The following is a 25,159-nucleotide window of genomic DNA, read 5'->3' as shown; positions in this document are numbered from 1 at the left end:
GGAAACTGAACGTTCGACGATGGCGAGCGATGTAGCGCCCCATCGTTCGGGTTGGCTGCCTGCCGGCCAGAAGTTTACCCGCCGCGCACCGCAGGGTGCCAGAAGACGACACGCCGATGGATCCCACGTACGGCTTCCACGCCGATCAGGCCAGTGATCGCCAGCAGCAGCACGCCTGCGAACATTGTGGCAAGACTCATGCTGACCGACGACGACGCGATCAGGAAGCCGAGTCCCCGCTGCGCCGACAGGAATTCGCCTACTACGGCGCCGATCAGCGCCAGCGATACGCCGATCTGCAAGCCCGAGAAGATGTCGCCCAGCGCCGCCGGCAACTTGACGTGCCACAGCAGGAAGCCGCGCGACGCGCTGAAGGCACGGCACGCCTCCAGCAGTTCGGGGTCGGTGCGCCGGATCCCGTTGATAGTGTTGACGAACAGCGGAAAGAAGCAGACCAGGGCCACAAGCACGATCTTCGACGCCGCGCCAAAGCCGAACCAGACCAGCAGGATGGGCCCCAGCGCCACCTTCGGCGTGGCCTGCAGGCCCACCAGCAGCGGGTAGACAAAGCGTTCGAAGGTCTCGGATTCCGCCAGCAGCGCGCCGAGGGCCACGGCCAGCACGCTGCCCACCGCAAAGCCGGCCACCGTGTTGAGCAGCGTGGCGCCGATATGCGGCCACAGCGTGCCGGTGAGAAAGCCATCCGCGAGCGAACGGAACACCGCCTCTGGCGGCGGCAGCAGGTAGTCGGGAATCTGCAGCCATCGCACGGCCTGATCCCAGGCGAGCAGCAGCAGGCCGACGCTGATGGCCGGATAGAGCGGCGCGGGCAGGCGCCGGGCCATGGTGTCAGTGGGCATTGAAGTGTCTCCGCAAGTGCTGGGTCAGCGCGGTGAATTCGGGATGATCGAACGTGTCGACGCTGCGCGGGCGGGCCAGCGGGTTTGGCAGCGACTCCACAATGCGGCCCGGGCGCGGTGACATGACCAAAATCCGGTCGGCCAAAAACACGGCCTCGGGAATGCTGTGCGTGATGAACAGCACGGACTTGCGCTGCACGCTCCAGATGTCCTGCAAGGCGAATGTCAGGGTCTCGCGCGACAGCGCGTCCAGCGCCGCAAAGGGTTCGTCCATCAGCAACAGTGTGGGGTCTGGCAGCAGCATGCGCGCGATACCGACGCGCTGCTGCATGCCGCCAGACAGCTCGAACGGATAGTTGCCGGCAAACGCGGTCAGTCCGACCAGTTCGAGCAACCGGTCCGCCCGGGCCTTTGCGCGGGCAAGGTCCAGGCCCTGTGTGCGCGCCGGCAGCAGTACGTTTTCGCGCACGGTCTTCCAGGGCAGCAGGCTCGGCTTCTGAAACACCACGCCGGTGCTGCGGCTGGGCCCTTTAATCGGATTGCCATTCAGTGCGATGTCTCCGCGCGTCGGGGCGAGCAGGCCGGCGGCTAGGCGCAGCAGCGTGGATTTTCCGCAGCCGGAAGGGCCGAGCAGGGCGACAAACTCGCCTTCGCCGATTTCCACCGCGACGTCGGCCAGGGCCTCGGTCCGGCCGGAACGCGTGGGATAGGTCAGGCCGACGCCGCGTATCGACAGTGCGGCGCTCATGACGCGGTAGCCCCTGCGTCATGGCGGCTTGCCGACCGCTGCACGGCATCGGCCAGGAAATCGACCACACGGGCCCACGAGGCGGCGCTGGCCCTGGCGTTGGCCTGCGCAGTGCCGCCGCCATCGAGCAGCAGGCCGGCCACCGGGTGTGGCTTGGCGATCAGCGTTGCAGGCAACTGCGGCAGGCCGATTGCATGCCCGGCGCCTTCGCCGCGCAAGTGCTCGACGGGCGCCCCGTTCTTGCGCCGACGCAGCACGTCGGCCATCTGGTCGCTGTAGAGCGTGGACGGCCAGAAGCCGTCATCGGTGCCCGAGATCAGCAGCAGCGGCCCCTCGATGCTTTCCACGGGGATGCGGGCGCGTGCCACGGCCTGGGCGTTGCGCAGTGGCGTATGGAAAGCGGCCGCCTGACGTACCGGCTGTCCGGCGCCGGGCGGATGATCGAAAGCGTGCCAGTCGGCGTCGAGGTTGTCGCGCCAGACATTGGGCAGCGGCTCGCCCCGCCATGTCCAGGCAGTGGCATCGCGCGGCTTTTCCGGATGGCCCGCGCGCAGCGTGCCATGCACCACGGAGCTGGGCACGTATGCCACGACGGCCGATACCAGCGCAGGAAAGCGCGACGCCAGCAACAGCACCAGTTCACCGCCGCGCGACACGCCCGATGCCGCGACGAACCCGTGCTGTGGTGCCAGGCGATCATGCATCCAGCGCAGCGCGGTTTCGAAGTATTCGAGCGGTGTGTCGTTGATATGGTTGGGCCGGCCTGGCGCCTTGAAGTAGCCAAGGGCCAGTGCCGAGTAGCCGTGCGCCGCATATAGTGCAGCGCGTTGTTCGTGCATGCCGCCGCCCGAACCCGCCAGCACCAGTACTGCCGGGTGCGGACCGGCACCAGCCGGGGTGTACAGGGTGCCGCTGAGCCCCGACTCGCGGACCGGGCGATGCGTGACGCCGGGCGCCAGGAAACGCAATGTGTATTGCGCCCGTGCCTGTGCGCCACATTGGCCCGTGGCGGTCAGCGCGATGTCCAGCGGTGCGATGCCGTCGCTCCATGTCGGGCGCGTCGGGGTGCGCAGGCGCCGCATGGCCCAGACCGGTGCGGTGGCGTCGGCAACGATCCAGTCGCCGCTGGCGGGAGCCGTGGCGCCGACCGGAACCGTGCCGTCGGCATCCGCTGTCAGCACCGCGTGGCTTTCCCATTGGCTGCCGTCCGGATGATGCAAGGTGGCGGTCAGGGTCACGCGTTCGCCACTGTTGAATCCGCGCAGCGTGATCTCGCGCGGCACATCGACCAGCGCGTCAGTCGGCGCGATATCGATCCGTGCGTGCTGGGGCCGGGTCATTGGGCTGCCTTTGCGCGACGCACCAGCGCGGCGCGATCGAAGTCGCTGAACGCCGAGACAAATTCGTTCGAGAAGATCTTTTGCAGCGGTACATCCGCGCTGGGATACTCCCCGGCCTTGGCCATGGCTTCGATGCCGCGCTGGATGGCGGGCAGATCATATTGCCCCGGCACGCGTGGCGCGCCGGAAGGCGTGTACAGCACGCGCTTCAGACGGCGCGTCAGCAGCTCGGAGGCTTCGGCAAGTTGTTTGGCTTCGCCGCCCGCCGGCCTGGATTCGGGGTGCTGCCGCCAGAACGCCTTGATGCAGAACGCTGGATTCGCCTCGCAAACGATCTGGGCCTGGGTGTAGGCGCGGCCAAAGCGGCGCACCAGGTCGGGCTGGTCGCGCAGGGTGTCGACGTGGGCGATAAAGCCGTTGCCGGCCGTCTCCTGGAACACCGCCGGATAGGCGATGCGCCGGATCCGGGTGCCGGAGAATTCAAGCAGGTCGTCCCAACTGCTGTTGAAGTTCAGCGCATCGACGCGATGGGTACGCAGCGCCTGAAACCCGGCGCCGAGCGCCCCGACGGCCACGTACTCGACGGTCTTGCCCGGCTCCAGCCCTGCGATACGCAGCGCCGCGCGGCCGCCCGGAATCGTGCCCCATGTCAGCGCGCCCACGCCAATCTGCTTGCCCTTGAGGTCGCCCAGGGTGCGGATCGGGGAGTCGGCCAGCACGGCGAATTCCATCGTGTTGCCCGGCACCCCGTTATAAAAATAGCGCAGTGGCAGCGGATCCTTGCCCGAAAAGTAGCTCGCGATAACCGGTTCCGAAGTCGGGTAGCCGAACGTCACGCGCTTGGCCGCCACCTGGGGCAGCAGGGCACCGGCGCCCTGGAAGACGATGGTCTTGACGCTGAGGTTGGCTTCCTTGAACAGGCCCAGGGCCTCGGCGGCGGCGTAAGGCGCCCCATCGTGGACGGCGGGCGGAATGGCCAGGGCCACCGTGACTTCATCGAGCGCCTGGGCCGAGGCGGCGAACAGCGTGGTGGTGCCGAGCGCGGCGAGAATGGCGCCGGCGCTCGCCGGCTTGCGGAACAACATCATTGACTCCTGCGGATTGCAATCGGGTGGGTCTTTAGGGAACCAGCAGGCGCACGGCTTCGTCGGCCAGCGCGCGGCGATCGATCTTCTGCGTGGCGGCCAGTGGCAGCGCATCGACATACCAGATCCGGCGCGGATGCTGATAGGCGGCCAGCTGCGTCAGCGACCATTCGCGCAGCGCGTGCTCAGTGGGCGGCGCGATGCCCGGACGCAGCACTACGAAGGCCACTGGCTTGGTGCCCTTGATCTCGTCAGGCACCGGCACGACGCTGGCCTGCTGCACGGCTTCGTGCCGCTCCAGCGCTTTCTCGATCTCGCCCGGGTAGAGGTTCTCGCCGCCGCTCACGAACATGTCGTCGCGCCGGCCCACGAAGGCGTAGAAGCCCTCGGCGTCGCGGCGGAACACGTCGCCGGTGATGTAGTAGCCGTCAGCGGTGAATGGCCGCAACTCCGCGCGCCCGTGGTAGCCAAGCATCAGCCCGGGGCTGCGCAGCTCGAGCACGCCTTCGTCGGATGCCTGACCCTGCTCGTCGATCAGCCGCACCGCCACGGCGGGATGCGGATAGCCGACCGATTGCGCTGGCGTGGGCAGTCCATCCGGATGCGGGCCGAAAACGACTGGGCCGCCCTCGGTGGTGCCATAGGCGTTGATGACGCGCGCATTGGGCAACAGCTGATGGATCTGCGCCCTCAGCGCGGGGCTGACCGGAGCGGACCCCATCCGCACCGCCCGCACGCTGCTCAGGTCGGTGCGCGCCAGCAATGCATGCTCGCGAAGCATCATCGCAATCATCGGCGGTACGGCCGTCAACCACGTGCACTGGTAGCGTCCGATGGCGTCGATGTAGGCCGCGGCCTGGAACTGGGGCAGCAGCACCGATGGCGCGTGGCAGGCCAACGCCAGCAGGATCAGCGCCAGCGCGTTCATGTGGTACAGCGGCGCGGCAATCAGCACGCGCTCGTTGGCAAGCGGCGTGCTGGCCTGGCGTGCCTGCACCACCCAGAGGTGGCTGGCGTGGCTCAGGCGTACACCCTTGGGGCGCCCCGTGGAGCCGGACGTATAGAGCAGCAGCGCCAGGTCGTCATCGGCGGGCGCGTACGGCGTGAAGGGAGTGGTATCGTCATCCGGCGCACACGGGGCGTCGTGATCGGGCGACCCGAACACGATGGCCGGCACGCCGGCGGGCACCTGCGCATGGTGCGCCTTGTCGCACAGCACAAGCCTTGCGCCGCTGTCGGCGACGATATAGTCGACCAGTGCCTGTGGCAGCTTGAAGTTCACCGGCACTGCGACCAGCCCGGCGCGCATGATGCCGAGCAGCGACTCCACGTAGTCGACCGAATTCACGCCAAGCAGCGCGATGCGGTCGCCCTGCGCCAGGCCTCGCCGGAGCAGGCCCCGCGCAACGGCGTCGGCGGCGACGTCGATGTCGCCAAACGTACGCCGGGAGGCCGCGCCGTTGGCACCGATGCCGACGATGGCCAGCGCGGCGGGATCGGCGTCGCGAGCAATCACGCTGCCGAGGTTGCGGCCTAGATTGCGGTCAAAAGCCGCGTGCGCTTCAGTTGCCATGATGCTTCAGGCCTGCGCAGGGGTGGCGTAGACGCCGCGGCCGCTGGCTACCAGGCGGTCTTCGGCATCGTAGACGTTGGCCTCGGCCACGCTCACCAGGCGGCCGATCTTGATGACGGTGCCCACGACCTTCAGATCGCCGCGCGCCGGGCGATGGTAGTCAACGCGCAGGTCCACTGTCGGCACACCCTTGCCGGTGTGCGATACCAGCGCCCAGTCGGCGCCAAGGTCGACCAGCGCGGCCAGGATGCCGCCATGAATGTAGCCGCCGTCCGGGTTGACGATCCATTCGTCGCGGAACTTCGCGGTCAGCGTGATCTCGCCTTCGGCGACCGATGCGACCTGCAGGCCGAGCCATTGGTGATAGGGGCCGCGCAGCAGTCGTGCCTGCACGTCGGCGGCGGAGGGGAGGGTGGTGGTCTGTGTCATGTTCTGGTCCGGATGTCGGTGAGTAGAAGTGTGCGAGGCCCGCGTGCGGGCCGACGCCTTACGGCGTCACCACGACCTTGCCCAGCACGGCGCGGTCGCGGATCAGCGCCAGCCCCCTGGCGGCCTGGTCGAGCGGTAGCACGCTGTCGATCACCGGATCGAGCTTGCCTTCGGCAACCAGTGCCAGCAGGGCCTTGAGGTTGTCGTCGTAGAAGCTGTTCGACCCCTTGATGTTCAGCTCGAAGCTCCAGACGTAGCGCAGGTCTTCCTTGGGGTCATGGCCGGCCGTGGCGCCGCACACGAGCAGCGTGCCGCCGCGCTTCAGGCTCTTGATCGACGGCAGCCACGTATCGCCGCCGGTGAAATTGACGATGACATCCACGCCGCCCTCGAAGGTGCGTCGCTGCGGCTTGCCGTAACGCTCGATGACCCACTTTCCGAAGTCGACTTCGCGATAGTTGATGATGTGGTCAGCGCCCAGTGCCTTGAGGCGCTCGCCCTTCTCGTCGGAGCCCGCCGCGGCAATGACTTCGGCGCCTAGCATCTTTGCGAGCAGCACCGTGGCGGTTCCCACGCCGCCGCTGGCGCCAAGCACAAGCACCTTGTCGCCGGCCTTGACGGTCTGGTGGGTGATCAGCATCCGATGTGCCGTGCCATAGGCCACCGGCAGCGCGGCGGCCTGGGCGAACGTGACGTTGTCGGGCAGGGCGATCAGCTGGCGCGCGTCCACCCGCGCAAACTCGGCCATGCCACCATCGGCCATTTCGCCCATCAGGCCCACGCCGGGCTTGAGCGGGTTCACCAGCACGCGGTCGCCGACCTTCCACCCGGTGACGCCGGCGCCCAGTTCGGCGATCGTGCCGGCCAGGTCCAGGCCGATCACGACCGGAAACGGCACCTTGATGCCGGGCATGCCGTGTACGGTGAACACGTCGTGATAGTTGAAGGACGACGCTCCCACCCGGATCACGACGTGGCCTTCGTCGGCCATCGGCACGGGCTTGTTGGCGACGACGTGCAGCTGTTCTTTGATGGTGCCGTGTGCGTCGAGCACCAGCGCTTGCATGGATTGGGTCACGATGGATTCCTTGGGGGAAGGGAAACGAAAGGAAAATAGGCTGGAGATCGGGCGGGCGGGTTTACTTGAGCGCCTTGGCCTGCTCGTAGGGCTTGCGGGCAAACAGGTCGTCCTTGAGTTCGCCCTTGACCAGGCCGGACTCGACGAACACGGCATGCTGGCGGCGCAGCGTGGCGATGTCCGCCGGCTCGAAGGCCACGCGGTTCATGTCGTTCCAGTGGTTGACATAGACCTTGGCATCGTCGGCCGGCAGGTTGGCCTTTTTTTGCAGGATCTGGACGACTTCATCGCGATTGGCGTTGCCCCAGGCCAGCGTGTCGCGCAATGCGGCAATTACGCGGGCCACGATCTCGGGATGGTTGTCGACCAGGTCCGAGCGGGCGGCGCCCACGCCGATGTAGGGCACGGCGTCGGACTGGGTCAGCGTCTTCCACTCGGTGGCGAACGTGCCCAGCTTGCGCACCGGCAGTTCGTCGCCGAGCTGCTCCACGGTGACCGAGCGCAGCGCGGCCGCATCCACCTGCTTCTGCACCAGGAATTGCGCCAGGCGCGATTCGTTGCCACCGACCAGCGCGAAATCGCTGCTCTTGATCTGATAGTTGCCGGCCAGCACGGCGCCGGCAATCACCGCGACCGAGGAGCCAGCGGGCGACATGCCCACCTTCTTGCCCTTGAGTTCACGGATCGACTGGATCGGTGAATCCTTCGGCACGACGAACTGCACATCGGCGGGTTGCGTCGCGGAAAAGATGCGGATGGGGACGCCCGATGCGGCGATGCCGAACACGCCGGCTACGGGTGCGCCGAATGCGAGATCGATCGATCCGGAAGCCAACGCCCGCAGTGGCGCGTTGACGTCGGGAAAGTGAACGAACTCGGCGCGCACGCCACGCTTGGCGAGAAAATCCCTGGCTTCCAGAACCGAGCCGTAGCCAAGGCTCACACCGCTGGTCCAGTAGCCAATCTTGACGACGGGAGCCGGCTCGGCGGCACTGGCCGTGGCCGGGGTGATCGCGGCGTAGGACAGCGCAATGAATACGGAATAGGCGGAAAACGCGGCGGCGGCCGCTGACAGTAACTTGCGCACGATAAAGTCCTCAGACTTGAAAGGAAACGGAGGGGGTGGACGGTTGCCGCGCAGACGCTTTCCAGCGGAACAGCCAGCGCTCGGCGGGCTTGAGCAGGCCGCCTTCGAGCAGCAGCATCAGGCCGACCAGCAGGACGGTCCACGCGAAAACCTGATCGGTCTGCACCAGGTCGGCGGCTTGCCGCAGCCGATACCCGATGCCGCTGGACGATCCGATCGTTTCGGCCACCAGCGATACCCGCCAGCCGAAACCGAACGCCAGTCGCGCACCGGCAAAGAAATGGGGCAGGATCGTCGGCACGTAGATCTTGCGCAGCACATGCAGGCGTGACATGCGGAAGCTGCGCGCCAGGTCGACATAGTGCGGATCGACGGTCTTGGTGCCTTCCCAGACATTGGTCAGGATCAGTGGCATGGCTGTCATGAACACGACAAAGACCGTCGTGGCATCGGAAATGCCGAACCAGATGATCGCGAAGATCGCCCAGATGGCCGACGACACGGTGTTGAAGACCGTCAGTACGGGCTCGAAGAAACGGGCCAGGACGCGGCTGGCGCCGAGCGTCAGCCCCAGGCCGCTGCCAACGATGGTGGCCAGCACGAAACCCGACAGCACCCGTCGGCACGTGGCGGCCACGTCGGCGGTGAAGGTGTCGCTGTGCCACAGCGACATCAGGGCCAGGCCGACTTTCTCAGGGTCAGGCAGCACGAACGATGGCACGCGTGTGGCGCCCCACCACCAGAGCCCAAGCAGCAGGGCAACCAGCAGCAGGCGCTGCAGCACCAGCGTGGCGAAATGACGGGCGACGGTCGTGGTCACGGCGGCGCTCCTCATGCCGCGGCGCGCAGTACGCGGACCTGTTCTGCCACGACGGGCTCGGTGGGCACGCGCGGCCGGACCAGTTCCGCCAGGTTGACAACGTCGGCCACGCGCCCCGGCCAGGCTGCGAGCCGGACTACACGGTCGGCCAGCACCACGGCTTCTTCCATATCGTGCGTCACGAACACCACGGTCATGCCATTGCCCGCCTGGATGCGCAGCAGTTCCTCGTGCATCTGGCTGCGCGTCTGGGGATCGAGCTTCGAGAAGGGCTCGTCCATCAGCAGGACTTCGGGTTGGACGGCCAGGCTGCGGGCCAGCGCCACGCGGCTGCGCATGCCACCCGACAGCTCGTGTGGCCACGCATCGCCACGCGCGTGCAGGCCAACGAGTTCCAGCATGTCGTCTGCGCGACGGCGGCGATCGGCCCGCGGCAGGCCGCTGGCCTCAAGGCCGAACGCGACGTTGTCGTGCACGGTGCGCCACGGTAGCAGCCGGTCCTCCTGGAACATGTAGGCGATGCGACGCCAGTCGGATACCTGCGTCGCGGGCACGCCGTCCACCGCGAGCTGGCCGGCGTCCGGGGTCAACAGCCCGGACAGGATGTTGAGCAGCGTGCTCTTGCCGCAGCCAGACGGACCTACCAGTGCCAGTACCTCGCCGCGACGCACGGTCACGTCGATCCGGTCGAGGATCGTGGTGGTGCCAAAGCGCTTGACGATGCCCTGTGCAGACAGAACGGGCGGATTCATGCGACACCCCCCGCCACACGCATCGGCAGGTAGGTCCCAGCCTGCGACAGACTGGCGTAGACCTTCTCCATGGTTTGGGCGCGGAATGCCTCGATGTGGCGGCGCGCAATTGTTTCGGCGGCCTTTTCGTCGTGATCCTCGAACGCCTTGATCAGCGAGTTGTGGTCATGGCGGATCTCGGGACGCACGCGCTGGACGTTGAAGCCCAGCGCGACGAGCCGCGACATCTCGTCCATCAGCGACGACAGCGTGCGCGTCAGCCGCTCGTTGCCGCTGGCGTGGACGATGGCCAGGTGGAACTGCTTGTTCGCATCCATGAACTTGTCGATGCGGCGCGGCGCCGGAATCGCGTACTCATCGCGGCACGCCGCCTCCAGCCCGTGCAGCAGTGCCGTATCGACGCGGCCGATGGCCAGCCGGGCGGCCATTGGTTCCAGCTGCACGCGCAGGGCGAATACTTCCTCGACGTCCTTGAGCGTGATGGGTGCCACCTGATAGCCACGGCGTGGCCGGGCGAAGATCAGGCGGTCGTGCGCCAGCCGCGTGAGCGCGATGCGACAGCTGTTCTTGCCGAAGCCGTAGGTGGTCATCAGCTCGCCTTCGGTGACCAGCGCGCCGGGCACCAGCTTGCAGGACAGGATGTCGCGGCGCAGCGCCGCGTAGGCAGCCAGGCCCAGGCTGGTGTCCTGGGCGTCCTCTGCAATTCCGGCCTGCACGATCATCGTCCGTTGCTCCTTCTCAGTCGTCGGGCGGCATTCGTGTCCGCCTTGCAATACATGGACGTAGCTTAGGGCCGTGCCGTTGGGAAGCAAACGAACGGTTTTACGGAAGCATATGAAGACGCTGCTGTGGCTGGGCAGCCCAGCTTGGTGAGCAGCTCACAGGACCTAAGTGGTCTTCCTGTGGCGCGCACAGGGGCATGCACGAGAACGTGTGAGACATGTCAAGGCGGGGGGCGTACTGGGTGGTGCAGCGGAATGGGGAAAGGCTGCGCCCCCGTGCCGTGATCCGGACGGGGGTGAGAGAGGAGGGCTGAAGCGTGGTCAGTCCAGCAGGTCGGGCTCGGCCTCCACCAGCCCCGCATAGAGGCCTTCGAGGGCGTGCAGCGATCCTTCGTTGCCGCCCACCTGTCCGTGCGTATGGCGGGCGGTCGCTTTGTCGATAGGCTGCGGCGTACCGGTGGCCTCGGCCAGCAACTGGGTATGGGCGGCGTTTTCGAGGGCGATATGCCACCAGGCCGTGGCTTCGACGGTTGGGCCGGCGGCCAGGATGCCGTGGTTCTTCAGGATCGCGCCCTTGTGGGTCTGGCCATTGCCCTTGTCCAGCGCCTGGTCTATCCGGTGGTCTTCGGAGGTCATCCCCGTGAAATCGTCGAGCGGCACGTGGTCTTCAAGAAGCGAGCATGCGTCCTGCGGCAGCGGATCGAGCTGGCGTCCGAGCGTGGACCACGCCTTGCCGTAGTTGGAATGGGTATGCGCCGCCGCGACGATATGGGGATGCGCTTCGTGAATCGCCGCGTGGACCGAGCTGGCGCACGCGATGATGCCGGGGATGTCATCCGCGCTCGACCACGTTCGCCAGGCGGTGGGCCAGTCGGTCGCCTTCGACCCCGCCGCACCTGCCGGGCGCAGCTTTACCATCGCAGCCACCGATTACGCTGCCATCGTCCTGCTGCCGTATGTCATCAGTCGGCTGAGGCGACAGGCACCGGACATCGGTCTGCGCATCATGGCGCTGGACCGGGCGGCCATCTACGAGCAGCTCGACCAGGGCGTGGTCGATGTTGCGATTGGCGGGCACCTGTCCGCGCCGAAGCTCATGGTGCAAACGAAGCTGTACGAGGAGGACTTTGTCTGCATCGCCAGCCGTTCGCATCCACAGCTCGGCACGCGCGGCCGGCGGCGCAGCATTGACCTTGCGACCTATCTGCAACTGCCTCATGCAGCTGTTTGGCCCCGGCGACAGTGGATCGCGGCGCGGGGTCGTCGACGGCAGGCTGGACAAGCTCGGCGGGCAACGGCGTGTCGCGGCGACGTTCTCGCACATCGCGGCATTGCCGCTGGCGGTGGCGTACAGCGACCTGGTGGCGTCCGTTGCCAGGCGGGTGGCGCACCGGCTGGCCTCCCCCGACGTCCAGATCCTTGAAGTCCCGGAAGAACTGGCCGATACCGCCTTCGACATCGAACTGATTCGCAACCGGCGCACGCAGGCCGATGCCGCAGCCGTGTGGCTCAGACAGGAGATTCAGTCCGCGGTCGGCGAAATGCGTTGAGGCCGGGGTTGCCCGCGCGATACGTCTCCCGCCGCGCGTGTGTCAGGCCAGGTGGCAGCGCACCCAGTGATCGGCGCCGTGAAGCCGCAAGGCTGGCTCGGACGACCGGCAGAGGTCTGTCGCCTGGGCGCATCGGGTGTGGAAGCGGCACCCGGACGGCGGGTCGAGCGGGCTGGGCAGTTCGCCTTCCATGACAACCCTTGGCAGGCGCCGGTTTGCCGGGCGGGCCGAGGGCGCCGCCGCCATCAGCGCACGGGTATACGGATGCAGCGTGTGGTGCCAGACCGCATCGCGCGGACCCAGTTCTACGACTTGGCCGAGGTACATGACGGCGATGCGGTCCGACATATGCCGCACCACCGCCAGGTCGTGCGAGATGAACAGGTAGGCTATGCCGAGCGTTTCGCGCAGGTCCAGCAGCAGATTCAGTACCTGCGCGCGTACCGAAACGTCGAGTGCCGACACCGCCTCGTCGCAGACGATCAGCGCGGGATCCAGCATCAGCGCACGGGCGATGGCCACGCGCTGCCGCTGTCCGCCGGATAGTTCGTGGGGATGGCGGTTGGCCATATCGGGATGCAGGCCGACGCCGCGCAGCATGTTCGCGACCCTGGATTGCCGATCCCCGGCGTTGCCACGCCGATGCACGATGAGCGGAGCCTCAAGGGTCTGTCCGATGGTTGCGCGTGGATTGAGTGATGCGGCCGGATCTTGGAACACCATTTGCACGCGCGGACGTACCGCTTGCAGCGCGCGGCCGTGCGCCGTGGCGATGTCTTCGCCGTCGAGCCGAACCTCGCCTTCGTCGACGTCCGTGAGCCGCATGGCAACGCGTGCAACCGTGGATTTGCCACAGCCGCTTTCTCCCACTAGGCCCAGCGTCTCGCCGGGAGCGATGTCGAGCGAAACACGGTCGAGCGCGCGAACGACGCCGGCCTGCGTGTGATAGTGGCGAGATACCTCGTGGAGCGCCAGCAGCGGGGCGTTCATGCGACGGCCTCCTCTTGCGGTACCGGGCGGCGGACGACGTGGACCAGTGGCGCGTGGCACGCCACATGGCTGTTGCCGGCGGACCGAAGCGAGGGCGTTGCTGCACGGCAGCTATCTTGCGCGTGGGCACAGCGCGGCGCAAAGGCGCAGCCGGGCGGCATGGCCGTCAGCGGCGGCACGGTGCCCGGAATTTCGGGCAGGCGGGCGCCAGGCGGCAGTGTCTCGATGGCCAGCGAGGCCAGCAGTCCCGCCGTGTAGGGGTGTGCGGGGTGGGTCAGCAGCGCGTCGACCGGACCCTGTTCGACGATCCGGCCGGCGTACATGACCGCCGCGCGGTCTGCCGTCTCGGCGACCACGCCCAGGTCGTGGGTGATCAGCAACATGGCCATGCCCGTTTCGGCCTGCAGGCGCTTGAGCAGATTCAGGATCTGAGCCTGCGTGGTGACGTCCAGCGCCGTCGTCGGTTCATCGGCAATCAGCAGTTCGGGCTCGCCGGCCAGTGCAATGGCGATCATCGCGCGCTGGCGCATGCCGCCCGACATCTGGTGCGGATAGTCGTTGGCGCGCTCGCGTGGCGATGGCATCCGCACCTGTTCAAGCAGGGCAATTGCGCGCTGTGCGGCTTCCGCACGGCTAACGCGGCGATGCAGGCGGATGGTCTCGGCGATCTGGTCGCCGATTCGCATCACGGGATTCAGGGCCGACATCGGCTCCTGGAAGATCATGGCAATGCGGTCGCCACGGATGGCCTGCATGGCGCTGTCACCCAGCGAAAGCAGATCGGTGCCATCCAGCAACGCCTGGCCACTGGTACGCGCCACGCGACGCGGCAGCAGCCGCAGCAGCGCGCACGCGGTGACCGATTTGCCGGAGCCGCTTTCGCCAACCAGGGCCAGGGTCTCGCCACGGTTGATGGTCAGCGAGACGTCGTGCAGCGCCGCGACCGGTCCGTCAGGCGTGTCGAAGCTGGCGCGCAGGGCGCGTACATCGAGCAGCGTCATGGGTCAGCTCCGTCGTTGGCGTAGATGGGGATTCAGCGCGTCGTTCAGCCCGTCACCGATCAGGTTGAACGCGAGCACCGTCAGGACGATGGCAAAGCCGGGCAGGCCGCAGATGTACCAGGCATCGGCCACCTGCTCGCGGCCGCCGCCGATGATGGTGCCCCAGCTCATCACGTTGGGGTCGCCCAGGCCCAGAAACGCCAGCGAGGCTTCTGTCTGGATGGCGGTGGCCACGGTCAGCGTGGCCATGGCGATCACCGGCGGCAGCGCATTGGGCAGGATCTGGGTGATGATGATGCGCAGATGGCTCATGCCGATGCTTTCGGCTGCCAGTACGAACTCGCGCCCTCGCAGCGACAAGAACTCGGCGCGGACCAGCCGGGCCGTCGCGGGCCATGACACGACGCCGATAGCCACCACCACGGTGGTCACCGATGGCTTGAAGATCGCAACGAGGACCACCGCCAGTACGAACTTTGGCACGGTCTGGAAGACCTCGGTCAGGCGCATCAGCGTCGTGTCGACGCGTCCACCAAAATAGCCGCCGAGTGCGCCCACGGTGATGCCAAGCGACGCTGCCAAGACCGTGCTGACGAGCCCGATCAGCAGCGACACGCGCGCCCCCGCCGCCACGCCGGTGGCCAGGTCCCGTCCCATGAAATCGGTGCCGAGCGGATACGCGGGATCGTCGCCGGGCCACAGCATCGGCGGGCCAGCCATGTCCCACGGGTCGCCGGGAAAGACGAGGGGCCCGGCAATGGCGACGAGCGCCACCGCCAGCATCAGCAGGGCACCAAGCGTGATCGACGGATGCGCACTCGCGGCACGCCAGAGCGCGCGCGGCACGGTACGCGTGGGTATCCACCGGCGCCGAAGCGCAGCCGGCGCGTTCATGCGCGGCTCCCGGAGCCCGCTACCGAAACGCGCGGGTCGATGGCTGCGTAGAGCAGGTCCACAAGGATATTCACAACGGTAACCAGCAGCGAACTCAGCAGCAGGATGCCCAGCAGCAGGTTGAAATCGCGTGCCAGCACCGATTCGAAAGCCAGCCTGCCCAGGCCCGGCCAGCTGAACACTGACTCCACCAGCACCGCACCGCTCAGCAGCGACGCCACCTGATAGCCGGCCATCGTGACCAGCGGCAGCAAGGCGTTGCGCAGTGCATGTACCACGGTCACGCGGATTTCGCCTGCCCCCTTGGCGCGCGCCGTGCGCACGAAGTCGGCACCGTCAAGCTCCAGCATCGCGGTGCGTACCAGCCGGGTGTACACGGCCAGGTAGAACGTGGCCAGCGTGCAGGCGGGCAGGATGGCGTGCAGCGCCACGTCGCGCAGCCAGGCCAGTCCCGTGTACGCGGCGCTGACATCGGTCATGCCCCCCGACGGCAGCCAATGCAGCCGTGCCGAGAACAGGACGATGGCCATCAGGCCAAGCCAGAACGTGGGCATGGCATAGGCGACGAGCGTGCCTAGCGACACCAGCCAATCTGGCCAGCGACGCACGCGCACGGCGGACAGCACACCCAGGCCCACCCCGAGCACCAGTGCAATCGCCATGGCCATTGCCATCAGCACCAGCGTGGCCGGCAGGCGGCTCATGATCAGGTCGAACACCGGCATGTTCTGCCGGTACGAGAAGCCGAGGTCGAGGGTGGCGATCTGCCCGAGGTAGCGCACGAGCTGCAGCCACAGCGGTTGATCGAGGCCGAAGCTGGCGCGCAGCTGGGCCATGGTCTCGGGTGTCGCGGCACCGGCCTCGCCAGCCAGCACGTCGACCACATCCCCGGGTGCCAGCTGCAGGATAACGAAGTTCATCAAGGCGATGCCCACCACCACGGGCACCACCTGCAGCAGGCGCTGGCGCAGGAAGGCAAGGGCGATATGGCGGCGCATCGCTCAGGCCCGGGGTGTCAGCCATGCATCGGCATACGATGCGAACAGGCCGTCGCCCTGCGCGGTGGCCTTGCGGAAGCGGGCCGTGGAGACCGTGACCCATGTCTGCTCCACGAGATCGAGTACCGGCACGTCGTCCTGCACGATCTGCTGCCATTGCTTGATCAGCGCCTTGCGCTTGCCCTCGTCGGCCTCGCGCCCGGCGGCCTCCATGAGGCGGTCAAGCTCCGGATTCGAGTAGCCCGAGCCGTTGGTCCACGGCGCGCCCTTGATGATGTTCTTCGTCCAGAACAACCGCTGCACGCCGAGCGTGGGATCCGGCAGCCGGTGCAGGCTGGAGATCATCAGGTCGTAGTCCTGGTCGGTGAATACGCGACGCAGGTACGTGGCAGTGTCCCCAGCGCGAAGTTCCACGTCGATGCCCACGCGTGCCAGTGATTGCTTGATGAACTCCGCCGGCCGGCTAGCAGTGACCCCGCCGCCGCCATCGTAGTCCAGCGTGATGCGCAGCCGCTTGCCGTCCTTGCCTGGCTTGTAGCCGGCTTCGTCCAGCAGCGCGGCGGCCTTCTTGACGTCGAACGGATACTGGCGCGTATCGGGTGAGTAGTAGTTGACCACCGAAGACGGTACGGGCCCCGTGGCAGGCTTACCGTAGCCCAGGAACACCACCTTGAGCAGGGCGTTGCGGTCGATGGCGTAAGCCAGCGCCTGTCGCACGCGCCGGTCCGTGAAGTGCGGCTTGCGGACGTTGAACTGCGTCAGGAAGATTGTGGCCAGGTAGCGGCCGTCGTCGGTGTTGATGCGGTAGCGCTGCTTATCCTGGAAGCGGCCCAGGTTCGACAGCGGAATGCTGGAGCCGAGCGCGACATCGATCTCGCCGGCTTCGAGCGCTACAGTGCGCGCCGCGGCATCGGGGATGAACTTGAAGACCACGCCGTCCAGGTACGGCTGGTCCTTCTGCCAGTAGTTCGGATTTCGCTCCAGCCGCACGTGGCTGCCCTTGACCCACTCCTTGAACACGAACGGGCCGGTGCCCACGGGCGCATTGTTCAGCGGGTTGCTCAACACGTCCTTGCCCTCGTAGAGGTGGCGCGGCAGGATCTGCGCGCCGTACGTATTGATGTAGTTGATCAGGTAGGGTGCAGGCGACGACAGGCGAATGATGACCGTATGCGGATCGGGCGTATCGACGGCCGTGACGTTGGCAAAGGCCGCGCGGCCAAACGGGTGGAGCTTTTTCCAGACTTCCAGCAATGTGTACTGCACATCGGCGGCGGAAAAGTCCTTGCCGTCATGCCACTTGACGTTTTTGCGCAGCTGGAAAGTCGTGGTCAGGCCATCGGCGGAGGTCTTCCATGACGTTGCCAGAGCGGGCACGGGGCGCAGGTTCAGGTCGTAGGACACCAGTCCTTCCAGCACCTTGCTGGACACCTGCCCGATGTTCATCGTGGTGATGAACGCGGACGTCAGCAGCGTCGGCTCGGGTGATACCGCCACGTTGAGCACGCCGCCGCGAACCGGAGAGCCCTGGGCAGCGGCAGCGTCCGCGAGGACGTCCGCCGAGAACGGTACGCCGATGGAGAATAATGTGGAAGCAGCAAGGAAATCGCGACGGTTCATGGGGGGACGGCAGGATGGGATGATAGCGATAGCCATCGAGTTTAGGTACAGCTCGCCGCGCCGTGAACGAAGGAATTTCTCTTTGCTATCGCGTTTGCTGTGCGGTGAGGCGCATCAGGACGACGCCGTCTTTAATTGGAATCGACCTCTCGCGCCTGGAAACGGTAAGGTGGCTCAGTCTAACGAGTTCGCGCAGGGAATCCTGCTCAGTCTAGTTATTTTGGCCCCTCGTTGGCGTCGCCGGCCACGTGATATGTTTCCAACCCTTAGATTTGTAAGGACTCGCAGTCTGGTGAATTCGGTTTCCCTGCGGGGCCGTTCGGCCTGACATCCGACGTGTTGCTCGATGCGTTCGACCGAGTGATCGCCGCTGAACTGGCGCCGTGCGACTTCGCGCAGGCGCCGGCGAACCGCGCGGCGTAGCGTGGGGCTTGGCGCGGCATCCGGGACGCGAAGAGGCTAGGCGCGAAGCCGCGGGTCAAGTCCGGGTCGTCGACCGTATCGCTGCACTCAGCGTGCGGAGCGCGCCTCGGGCTTGCGTGTCCGTCGCATTCGCGTGGAGCACCACATCGCGCGTCGGCAAGGCCGGAAAGCCGAATTGAGGCCCCACGGCTGTTGTCCCTGGCGGTGCGACACGGCGACCGAGCGCGGCTACCGCGAGGCCGGCCGACACCGCCGCGCCGATCGTGATGATCCCGCCGCCGACAAAGACCTCCGTCCAAGCAACGCCGGCCTGGTCCAAGGCGTCGATGGCCATGCTGCGCACGCTGCATGGCTGCGCCTGTGTCGCCAGACGCAAGGGCTCACCAGGACAATGCGTGAAGTCCGGCGCGGCCATCCAGCCGAAGGTCTCCTCCAGGATCGTTTCGCCATCGAGGCGCCGGTTGTCATGGCGCAGGACGATGGCGGCGTCGAGCGTGCCGCGATCGAAGTCATCAAGGATTTCCCGCGACGTGCAGACTCGCATCTCGAGCACGATACCCGGCTCCGCGCTGCTCACGCGCCGCAGCAGCATCGGTAGTTCCGCACCGACGATGTGGTGGCTGATGCCGACTGCGGATTCAACCGGTCAACGTTTGACATGAGTCGCGTGTGTCAGCTTGTTTGCGACTCGCCGCTCGATGAAGAAGAAAACAGATTGCCAGCTCCGCTTTTCGGAATAGTACAGAGGTGCATGTCAGGAGGCACGAGAGCCAGAAGTGCCGCATTGTGACGAGCCCGGAGGATCTGCAAAAAGGCAGGTCTGGACGAACCAGGCAAGACGTGGGCGTGAGGAGTGGACGGTGAGGCCAATTGCGTAGGTCCCAATCCGCCCGCTAAACTCACGCGCTGCCAGTCGCAAGGCAAAGTTACTTCAGGTGAATGAGGACCGATCCCTCCGATATCTCCGGCGCGCCCACGCCCGTGCTTCCGGCGTTTTTCGCGATCCAGTCCTTCGCTTTCTGCACGCTTTCGTCAGTGCCTGCCTTGTCCTGGCAAACAGTCACCGAGAATCCGCCATCGCCGCTGCGTGCGAGGGTGTAGCCGACAAAGCCTTTGACCGAACGCATCAGTTCTTCGACCTCAGCCGTGTGCGTCTCCAGCAGATCGAACAACTCCTTTGCACCCTTTCCGGAAAATCTCCTTATAACAGTTTGCATGATTGCATCCTCCTGTTTGACCAGCGAGACGAGCACGCCGCACGAACAATGTGTGCAGCGTGTAGTACGTGGAAGTAATTGAGAGGGCCGCGCACCCGACTTCAGCGACCCATACCAAGTGTAGTAACTGTACCGTCGTAGTAAACCCGACAAGCGGTGCAAGATCCTGACGCATCAGTCAACGTCCGCAATTGGTCGAAAGTTGCTTTGAGTCGATCGCAACACCCCCGTTTCCCACACGCAACGCCCGCCGCATGGCGGCAACGTTGGAAGAGACGCAACAGCGGAAGGTACGTATTTGTACTTGATCTCGAAATGCCAGCCGCCGCGCGGGACGGCTTTCTGCTCCGACAGCAGCATGGGGGAGCGTTCGGCCAGCTTCGGCGCTGGCGCGCGCGTGGGCATGGTTCGTCCAGTGGAGCGGTGCTTCCGTTGTAGGCGCGCCGGCAGGAGGGTGCCTTAGGGCATCGTCCGACTTGCGTACATTGCGTCTATAAAAAAGCACCCGCGGCCGGGAGGGGGCGGGTGCTCAAGGGAATGCGGGGCAATCGCGTTTGCCCAGCGTCACTCTAGTGGAGTTAGGTTCGGGAGAACATAACTCTCGTGGCGGGTATGTTCGCCAGGCTACTCGGCAGCCAAGCAGCCTTCGCCCGTAGCTCGCGTGGCGCCGCGGCGGCGTTCATCAATCCGTGCGGTTAGGGGCGAAGGATCGTGGGGCGCCGTGTTAGGTTCCGGAGACGCCGGTGGTGGCCGATTATGATGCGTGGCAGGAGTGGGTTATGGGACCGGTGCTGGGTGCTGTGCTGGGTGCGCAGGGGGATTGCGCTGCGCGGCACCGGGCGACGGTGGAGGCGTGGCCGAAGTAGATGGCAGCCGCCTGAAGGCGCGAAAAAGGGGTGTAGGCGGCAGGGTGAAAGCGCCTACACCCTTGAGGACTGGCAACGGGGGTCAATCTGTAGCCGGTTTTGATTGTGGTGCATCGCAGCAATTTCAATACCCCTCGGATGAAGGGTGGCGTCGCGGAGCAAGGAAAACGGAAGGTGTATCTGGAGAATGAGGTACGCCTGCGAGCGTGGCCTACGACTCCCTGATGGCGCCATCAATCCCTGCCTAAGTAGGGATGCGCGCTGAGGCGCCCTCGATACACTGAAAACGCGCGCTGGAGATGACTGGGGTGAAGATTCGGACGGGAACAGTCATTGACCGCCGCCGAGGGCGCCTGAGGGCGCCCTTTGTTATTGAGTCTTCCTGTAGAACCGCTGCGCCGACACCGCTCCCGGCCGCTTGACCTTCACCCAGTTCCGGGAGCGCACGCCGGCCTGATAGGCGCCGCTGCAGTTCCCGGCGCTGCCGGCGGAGTTGGTGAAGCGCGAGTCGAACTTGCTCCAGAGGCTGCAGCAGTTCTCGATGCCATCGCCCGAGACGGCGACCGCGGGATCCGCGACGCCAATGCCCGCATCGACGCTTACAACGTCGTCCGCGACACGCTGAATCAGGCGCAGCAGTAATTACACGCTAGATATCAACTACCAGGTGGGAGGGGCCGACATGCTGGCTGTGCGGCGCGAGATCATCATTTACAACTGGGATCGTGCTGCTGAGCCGGCTGGCTTGTTCTAGCCACCGAACGGGCGAAATGGAAGGCCGGGGTTACGCCGGCCGTGGACGAACTACCGCTTCCGACCGATTCTGTTGAAAAACTCGGTTTGGATATCGATCGAGATAGGCGTCCGCTTCCGGTGGGGCTCGCGTTGATCTGCGGCGCCCGAGCTTCGAGGGTCTTCCGACCCGGTGCATCGCGGCTAAGCCGCTATCGCATTCATATCTTCACCGAACGGCATCAACCGCTTTGCCATTCGTCGCAGATTTTGCGCTGTTGCTGCTAGTAAGAACTCGTCCTGTGCCCCAGCTAGCCCTCGTAGCCGCAAGCGATCCAGCTTCAGGATTCGTTTTAGATGAGCAAATAGCATTTGGACCTTCTTTCGTTCCCTGCGCGACCGCTTGAACTCCGGTGTCGCCGAGAGCTTCCGTGCCACGTCACGCGCGTTCTCGTGGACGCTGCGTGCGATCTTGCGGAATGGCATGTTTGGGCAGCATTGATTCTTCATCGCGCACCCAGCACAGTCATGCTGGCTGGATCGATAGATGACGGTGTCGGCCTTCGTGATGTGAGTGCGTGGGTTCGTATATGCACGCCAATCGCTGCGCAGAGCGTTGTCACCAGGGCAGCGATACTCATTGGTTTGCTCGTCCCAACGGAAGTCCTCTCTCGGAAACGTGTCATCGTCGCGACGGGTCTTGTCCCAGACTGGAACATGAGGCGCGATCGCTTTCTCTTCGACCATCCCCCAGAGCATTGGCGCGGTCCCATAGGCGGTATCGCCGGCAAGACGCTGAGGTTTAAGAGCAAGGCGTTCTTCGACTCTGTTGATCATCGTCTTCGTTGACTCCACCTCTGCGGTCCGATGCGCGGGGGTGGCCTCGACGTCCAGGATGATTCCCGCGTGCAGGTCGATCAGGTAGTTGGTTGAGTAAGCAAAGAAGGCAGGGCCACCGGGTGCTGCGGTCCAGCGCGATGCCGGATCAGTCAACGAGATGCTTTTCGGTGGGATCGTAGGCTCTGCCTCGGGCGCTGCGTCGTCCTTGATTTGATTGACCTCATCCAGCGCAGCAAGGTATTCGCGAACGGCGCGGCTAGGGCCTTCGCCTTGGTTCCAATCGATGATCTCCGTTCCCGCCACGCCTCGGGAGCGATTTGCGTCTGCCTTGATGATGCTCGCGTCGACAGCAAAGCCTACGGGGCACATGGTCATCAAGGTTGGACGAGTAGAAGAGCCTATCCTGCGATCCAACTTGCTGACCCATCATGGCGAAACCCTCGTCGAACGATGATCTCAAGGATAGGTGCCGACGTTCCGTGATGCCGAGTTTTTCAGCAGAATCGACCCTTCTCAGCCATTGGATTGGGTAAGGCCGAACGTCGGCGTCGGCCGATGAGCGGTCGTCCGATTGCAGCCTTGCGAACGGCCGAAAGCTGAACCCTGAACGGACGGTCGCTCAGTCACCATCAATTCGGCCGCTTCTCGAGTACAGCAGTCATCCTATTCGGCAAAATCTGAACAGCCCTGAGGCCCCGAGGGGTAGGTCGGTCGTGACATCGGATCGGGCATAATGCGCTACTGGATCGATCGATTCACTAGCCGCGGAGAACTATGATTATGCTTCCGTCCCGTCTTCCCATCATTCAGGCGCCGATGGTGGGCTCGCTGAGTCCGCTGGTGATTGCCGTTAGTAAAGCAGGCGGTCTCGGTTCGCTAGCATGCGCGGCCCTCGATGCGGAGCAGCTTCGCGAGCAGATCCAGGCCATCCGTGCGGCCACTTCCGCCCCGTACAACGTCAATTTCTTTTGCCACACGCCGCCCGCGGTGGATGATGAGGGTGAGGCGCGATGGCTGTCGCGGCTGGCGACGTACTACGAGGAAGCCGGCCTGAGCCTATCCGCCGCACAGCGCGGGGCTGGCAGGGCACCGTTCAATGAGGCTATGTGCGAGGTGCTGGAAGAGATGCGACCGGCGGTGGTGAGCTTTCATTTCGGCTTGCCGAAGGAAAGCCTGCTGTCGCGGGTGCGTGCCACTGGCGCAATGATCCTGTCGTCGGCCACCACGGTCGAAGAGGCGCGCTGGCTGGAGGCGAGAGGCGTCGATGCCGTGATTGCGCAAGGCGTGGAAGCCGGCGGCCATCGTGGTATGTTCCTGACTGACGACATCAGCGCCCAGCCGGGCCTCTTCGCGCTGTTGCCGCAGGTGGTGGACTCGGTGAAGGTCCCGGTGATTGCAGCCGGTGCCATTGCCGATGGCCGCGGCATCGCGGCTGCGTTCGCGCTTGGCGCCAGCGCTGTCCAATTGGGCACGGCCTACCTCCTGACGCACCAGGCCGGCCGGTCTGAATTACATCGAGCGGCGATACGGGCAGGGCGTGACGACATGACGCGCCTTACTAACCTTTACACGGGCCGGCCGGCGCGCGGGCTGATGACGCGGTTGATGCGAGAACTGGGGCCAATGAATTCCGAGGCCCCGGCATTTCCGCGCGCGACAGGAGCGATCGATCCGGTGCGTACCGTCTTCGAGAAGGCGGGGAAGGGCGATTTGTCGCTCCTATGGTCTGGCGAAGCGGCAGCACTTGCACGCGAGGATGACGCCGGGGCACTGACGCGCGCCCTTTGGGATGAAGCCTGCCACCATGCGGGCGGATTGCTAGCGGCGCTACCTGGCCAACGCCGGTAAGCACACGGAGCGAGAAGCGCCGGTTTTGCCTCGACGCCAGGACGGGTGGTCGGCGCGCGTAGGGCAACTAGTCCGACAGGGACGGCGGCTGGGCGTGGACGCGCTCCATCCATAGACGCGGATGTGGATACTCATACTGAATCCCAAACCGAAGCCGGGCGCACGAGCGACAGATCGAGTCCTCCGGAACCGCGTACGACGCAGGGGTTGGGAGGGCGGAGCGGCCCGCCCCATCGTCCGCCGGCGCTTGGCGATTGAGTGAACGTTTGCTGGATAAGACGGTCTCCGGAATGTCCGGGCCACGAGTCCGGCGAAGGGCCCTAAATGGCCGAACTCCACCGTCGGCTCGTCGTTAGAGGATCGACGCCGGCCATTGACGATTGCCGGACCCATGAGCGTCAGTTACCTGCACGAGTTCGATGTCCGCATTAGAGCGTTGAACTACCGAGCGCGACGACAGTGGCGGAGCCGGCCTGGCTATCGAACACCGGATCCGGAGGCCGCGGGTAAGGGGCGTTGAGGTGGAGACGCTGCATAGTCGACCGTAGAGCGGCATAGCTCTTTCCTCTTGACCCTCACGTAGCGTAAGGTCTTAGCCTCCATCGTGCGCACTTTAACGGAGGCTCGCATGTTTTTGAAAGTGGGAGAACTGGCGAAACGCAGTGGACTCACGGTTCGTACGCTGCACCACTATGATGCAGTCGGTCTTCTCACGTCTTCGGCGCGCGCCGATAACGGCTACCGCCTGTATGACCGCAACGACGTTGCCCGGCTTCACCTGATCCTGGCATTGCGTAGTTTTGGTCTCTCGCTCACCGAAATCGGCGCTTGTTTGGATCAGCCGGATATCCCACTCACATCCATCGTCGAACGGCAAATAGCAACACTTGATCAGCAGATCGAGCAGGCTGCGCGTCTGCGCGATCATCTGAAGCGATTGCGAGGCACGCTGATGGACGGAGAGGAGCCGGAGCTAGCCGATTGGCTCACTACGTTGGAGTTGATGACCATGTACGAAAAATATTTCTCTCAAGATGAACTTGCCCGCCTGCCTGTGTACCGCAATGACCCGGAAGCGGAGGCGGGATGGAGCGATCTTGTTGAGCAGGTACGGGCGCTGATGGAAAGTGGGAAACCGCCGGAGCACGAAAAGACTCGCGAGTTAGCGATCCGATGGATGACGATGCTTGTACGCGACACAAGTGGCGATCCACGGTTGGCCGCAAAGCTAAACCATATGCACGACAACGAACCGTCGCTGCAGGCCCACATCGGGATCTCTTTGGCGCTGCGCGACTACGTGCTTCGGGCATTCTCGGAATCAAAAATGCTGATCTACGAAAGATACCTGTCGCCTGACGAGATTCGCTTCATGCGCGCGAATTACGGCAAGCGGGCGATGGAGTGGCTCCAATTGATGGCCGACGTTCGAGATGCGATCGATGCAGGCATCTCGCCTGATTCACCGCAAGGGGCTGAGCTTGCGCGGCGCTGGCTCGATCTCTTCAGAAGCTACGCAGGAGATGACCCAGGTACACAGCTAAAATTCCGCAAGGCGCTGGAGAATGAGCCTGATCTCATGATCGGAACCTGGGCTGATGAGGCGCTGCTTACCTTCGTTCGTCAGGCTATATCGCGCGTGGTGCAATTGAACTGATCTACGGCGCACCGATACTTCAATCCGGT

21 protein-coding genes and 3 pseudogenes are annotated in these 25,159 nt (G+C 65.1%); 4 read left to right on the top strand and 20 right to left on the bottom strand.

The window, feature by feature from the left end; translation table 11 throughout:
• Positions 1-74 precede the first annotated feature (74 nt).
• The 12 genes and pseudogenes from AB4061_RS09720 to AB4061_RS09665 form a co-directional block, all read right to left on the bottom strand.
• Positions 75-860 carry an ABC transporter permease gene (locus AB4061_RS09720; RefSeq protein WP_441633142.1) on the bottom strand — a complete coding sequence of 262 codons (786 nt, stop codon included), beginning with the start codon at positions 858-860 and terminating at the stop codon, positions 75-77.
• On the bottom strand, positions 850-1,608 hold the full coding sequence (locus tag AB4061_RS09715) for an ABC transporter ATP-binding protein (RefSeq protein WP_441633140.1): 759 nt from the start codon (positions 1,606-1,608) through the stop codon (positions 850-852). Before AB4061_RS09715 ends, AB4061_RS09720 begins: the two co-directional genes overlap by 11 nt.
• Entirely contained in the window at positions 1,605-2,948 is a 1,344-nt protein-coding gene (locus tag AB4061_RS09710; RefSeq protein WP_441633138.1) for an acyl-CoA thioester hydrolase/BAAT C-terminal domain-containing protein, read from the bottom strand. The genes AB4061_RS09715 and AB4061_RS09710 overlap by 4 nt, the downstream gene beginning before the upstream one ends.
• Positions 2,945-4,036 (bottom strand): ABC transporter substrate-binding protein, encoded by a 1,092-nt coding sequence (locus tag AB4061_RS09705; RefSeq protein ID WP_441633136.1) that lies wholly within the window; start codon positions 4,034-4,036, stop codon positions 2,945-2,947. The genes AB4061_RS09710 and AB4061_RS09705 overlap by 4 nt, the downstream gene beginning before the upstream one ends.
• 31 nt (positions 4,037-4,067) lie before the next feature.
• On the bottom strand, positions 4,068-5,606 hold the full coding sequence (locus AB4061_RS09700) for a class I adenylate-forming enzyme family protein (RefSeq protein WP_441633135.1): 1,539 nt from the start codon (positions 5,604-5,606) through the stop codon (positions 4,068-4,070).
• A 6-nt stretch (positions 5,607-5,612) separates the two neighbouring features.
• Complete coding sequence (locus AB4061_RS09695; protein WP_441633133.1) at positions 5,613-6,035, bottom strand: PaaI family thioesterase; 423 nt, start codon at positions 6,033-6,035, stop codon at positions 5,613-5,615.
• Positions 6,036-6,093: 58 nt separating this feature from the next.
• Complete coding sequence (locus AB4061_RS09690) at positions 6,094-7,101, bottom strand: zinc-binding dehydrogenase (RefSeq protein ID WP_441633194.1); 1,008 nt, start codon at positions 7,099-7,101, stop codon at positions 6,094-6,096.
• A 73-nt stretch (positions 7,102-7,174) separates the two neighbouring features.
• Complete coding sequence (locus tag AB4061_RS09685; protein WP_441633131.1) at positions 7,175-8,200, bottom strand: ABC transporter substrate-binding protein; 1,026 nt, start codon at positions 8,198-8,200, stop codon at positions 7,175-7,177.
• 10 nt (positions 8,201-8,210) lie between these two features.
• Entirely contained in the window at positions 8,211-9,020 is an 810-nt protein-coding gene (locus AB4061_RS09680) for an ABC transporter permease (protein ID WP_441633129.1), read from the bottom strand.
• An 11-nt stretch (positions 9,021-9,031) separates the two neighbouring features.
• A complete protein-coding gene (locus AB4061_RS09675) occupies positions 9,032-9,772 on the bottom strand; it encodes an ABC transporter ATP-binding protein (protein WP_441633127.1) in 741 nt (246 codons plus the stop codon).
• Positions 9,769-10,494 carry a GntR family transcriptional regulator gene (locus tag AB4061_RS09670; protein WP_441633125.1) on the bottom strand — a complete coding sequence of 242 codons (726 nt, stop codon included), beginning with the start codon at positions 10,492-10,494 and terminating at the stop codon, positions 9,769-9,771. The genes AB4061_RS09675 and AB4061_RS09670 overlap by 4 nt, the downstream gene beginning before the upstream one ends.
• Positions 10,495-10,815: 321 nt before the next feature.
• Positions 10,816-11,304 (bottom strand): annotated as a pseudogene (locus tag AB4061_RS09665) (class II aldolase/adducin family protein); the annotation flags it as partial.
• Positions 11,305-11,311: 7 nt separating this feature from the next.
• Here AB4061_RS09665 and AB4061_RS09660 point away from each other — a divergent pair.
• Positions 11,312-11,917: a LysR substrate-binding domain-containing protein gene (locus AB4061_RS09660; protein ID WP_441633123.1), complete on the top strand. Its 606-nt coding sequence runs from the start codon at positions 11,312-11,314 to the stop codon at positions 11,915-11,917.
• Positions 11,838-12,044: a hypothetical protein gene (locus AB4061_RS09655; RefSeq protein WP_441633121.1), complete on the top strand. Its 207-nt coding sequence runs from the start codon at positions 11,838-11,840 to the stop codon at positions 12,042-12,044. Before AB4061_RS09660 ends, AB4061_RS09655 begins: the two co-directional genes overlap by 80 nt.
• 42 nt (positions 12,045-12,086) lie before the next feature.
• Here the strand turns inward: AB4061_RS09655 and AB4061_RS09650 are convergent, their stop codons facing one another.
• From AB4061_RS09650 to AB4061_RS09615, 8 genes and pseudogenes are all read right to left on the bottom strand, one after another.
• A complete protein-coding gene (locus AB4061_RS09650) occupies positions 12,087-13,034 on the bottom strand; it encodes an ABC transporter ATP-binding protein (RefSeq protein ID WP_441633119.1) in 948 nt (315 codons plus the stop codon).
• Positions 13,031-14,035, bottom strand: a complete 1,005-nt coding sequence (locus tag AB4061_RS09645) for an ABC transporter ATP-binding protein (RefSeq protein WP_441633117.1) — start codon at positions 14,033-14,035, stop codon at positions 13,031-13,033. The genes AB4061_RS09650 and AB4061_RS09645 overlap by 4 nt, the downstream gene beginning before the upstream one ends.
• Before the next feature lie 3 nt (positions 14,036-14,038).
• Positions 14,039-14,929 carry an ABC transporter permease gene (locus AB4061_RS09640; protein ID WP_441633115.1) on the bottom strand — a complete coding sequence of 297 codons (891 nt, stop codon included), beginning with the start codon at positions 14,927-14,929 and terminating at the stop codon, positions 14,039-14,041.
• On the bottom strand, positions 14,926-15,927 hold the full coding sequence (locus AB4061_RS09635) for an ABC transporter permease (RefSeq protein ID WP_441633113.1): 1,002 nt from the start codon (positions 15,925-15,927) through the stop codon (positions 14,926-14,928). Before AB4061_RS09635 ends, AB4061_RS09640 begins: the two co-directional genes overlap by 4 nt.
• A 3-nt stretch (positions 15,928-15,930) precedes the next feature.
• Positions 15,931-17,547 (bottom strand): ABC transporter substrate-binding protein, encoded by a 1,617-nt coding sequence (locus AB4061_RS09630; protein ID WP_441633111.1) that lies wholly within the window; start codon positions 17,545-17,547, stop codon positions 15,931-15,933.
• Positions 17,548-18,025: 478 nt separating this feature from the next.
• Positions 18,026-18,601 (bottom strand): annotated as a pseudogene (locus tag AB4061_RS09625) (LysR substrate-binding domain-containing protein); the annotation flags it as partial.
• A gap of 295 nt (positions 18,602-18,896) precedes the next feature.
• Positions 18,897-19,187: a hypothetical protein gene (locus tag AB4061_RS09620; protein ID WP_441633109.1), complete on the bottom strand. Its 291-nt coding sequence runs from the start codon at positions 19,185-19,187 to the stop codon at positions 18,897-18,899.
• 1,802 nt (positions 19,188-20,989) lie between these two features.
• Positions 20,990-21,982 (bottom strand): annotated as a pseudogene (locus AB4061_RS09615) (transposase); the annotation flags it as partial.
• Positions 21,983-22,399: 417 nt separating this feature from the next.
• Between AB4061_RS09615 and AB4061_RS09610 the strand changes: the two are divergent.
• Entirely contained in the window at positions 22,400-23,473 is a 1,074-nt protein-coding gene (locus tag AB4061_RS09610) for an NAD(P)H-dependent flavin oxidoreductase (protein WP_441633107.1), read from the top strand.
• A 628-nt stretch (positions 23,474-24,101) separates the two neighbouring features.
• On the top strand, positions 24,102-25,130 hold the full coding sequence (locus tag AB4061_RS09605; RefSeq protein ID WP_441633105.1) for a MerR family transcriptional regulator: 1,029 nt from the start codon (positions 24,102-24,104) through the stop codon (positions 25,128-25,130).
• The last annotated feature ends 29 nt before the right edge of the window (positions 25,131-25,159 follow it).

Origin of the sequence: Cupriavidus sp. YAF13, from assembly GCF_052113425.1 — a bacterium.
In the GTDB taxonomy this organism is placed as follows: domain Bacteria; phylum Pseudomonadota; class Gammaproteobacteria; order Burkholderiales; family Burkholderiaceae; genus Cupriavidus.
This window is presented reverse-complemented; position numbering and strand designations above follow the sequence as displayed.

Bases quoted from the DNA above. Each gene is read 5' to 3' on its own strand.
- AB4061_RS09695 (WP_441633133.1), bottom strand. From the start codon at position 6,035: ATGACACAGACCACCACCCTCCCCTCCGCCGCCGACGTGCAGGCACGA.
- AB4061_RS09660 (WP_441633123.1), top strand. From the start codon at position 11,312: ATGATGCCGGGGATGTCATCCGCGCTCGACCACGTTCGCCAGGCGGTG.
- AB4061_RS09605 (WP_441633105.1), top strand. From the start codon at position 24,102: ATGTTTTTGAAAGTGGGAGAACTGGCGAAACGCAGTGGACTCACGGTT.
- AB4061_RS09610 (WP_441633107.1), top strand. From the start codon at position 22,400: ATGATTATGCTTCCGTCCCGTCTTCCCATCATTCAGGCGCCGATGGTG.
- AB4061_RS09700 (WP_441633135.1), bottom strand. From the start codon at position 5,606: ATGGCAACTGAAGCGCACGCGGCTTTTGACCGCAATCTAGGCCGCAAC.
- AB4061_RS09670 (WP_441633125.1), bottom strand. From the start codon at position 10,494: ATGATCGTGCAGGCCGGAATTGCAGAGGACGCCCAGGACACCAGCCTG.
- AB4061_RS09710 (WP_441633138.1), bottom strand. From the start codon at position 2,948: ATGACCCGGCCCCAGCACGCACGGATCGATATCGCGCCGACTGACGCG.
- AB4061_RS09630 (WP_441633111.1), bottom strand. From the start codon at position 17,547: ATGAACCGTCGCGATTTCCTTGCTGCTTCCACATTATTCTCCATCGGC.
- AB4061_RS09620 (WP_441633109.1), bottom strand. From the start codon at position 19,187: ATGCAAACTGTTATAAGGAGATTTTCCGGAAAGGGTGCAAAGGAGTTG.
- AB4061_RS09690 (WP_441633194.1), bottom strand. From the start codon at position 7,101: ATGCAAGCGCTGGTGCTCGACGCACACGGCACCATCAAAGAACAGCTG.
- AB4061_RS09645 (WP_441633117.1), bottom strand. From the start codon at position 14,035: ATGACGCTGCTCGATGTACGCGCCCTGCGCGCCAGCTTCGACACGCCT.
- AB4061_RS09635 (WP_441633113.1), bottom strand. From the start codon at position 15,927: ATGCGCCGCCATATCGCCCTTGCCTTCCTGCGCCAGCGCCTGCTGCAG.
- AB4061_RS09650 (WP_441633119.1), bottom strand. From the start codon at position 13,034: ATGAACGCCCCGCTGCTGGCGCTCCACGAGGTATCTCGCCACTATCAC.
- AB4061_RS09720 (WP_441633142.1), bottom strand. From the start codon at position 860: ATGCCCACTGACACCATGGCCCGGCGCCTGCCCGCGCCGCTCTATCCG.
- AB4061_RS09715 (WP_441633140.1), bottom strand. From the start codon at position 1,608: ATGAGCGCCGCACTGTCGATACGCGGCGTCGGCCTGACCTATCCCACG.
- AB4061_RS09640 (WP_441633115.1), bottom strand. From the start codon at position 14,929: ATGAACGCGCCGGCTGCGCTTCGGCGCCGGTGGATACCCACGCGTACC.
- AB4061_RS09675 (WP_441633127.1), bottom strand. From the start codon at position 9,772: ATGAATCCGCCCGTTCTGTCTGCACAGGGCATCGTCAAGCGCTTTGGC.
- AB4061_RS09705 (WP_441633136.1), bottom strand. From the start codon at position 4,036: ATGATGTTGTTCCGCAAGCCGGCGAGCGCCGGCGCCATTCTCGCCGCG.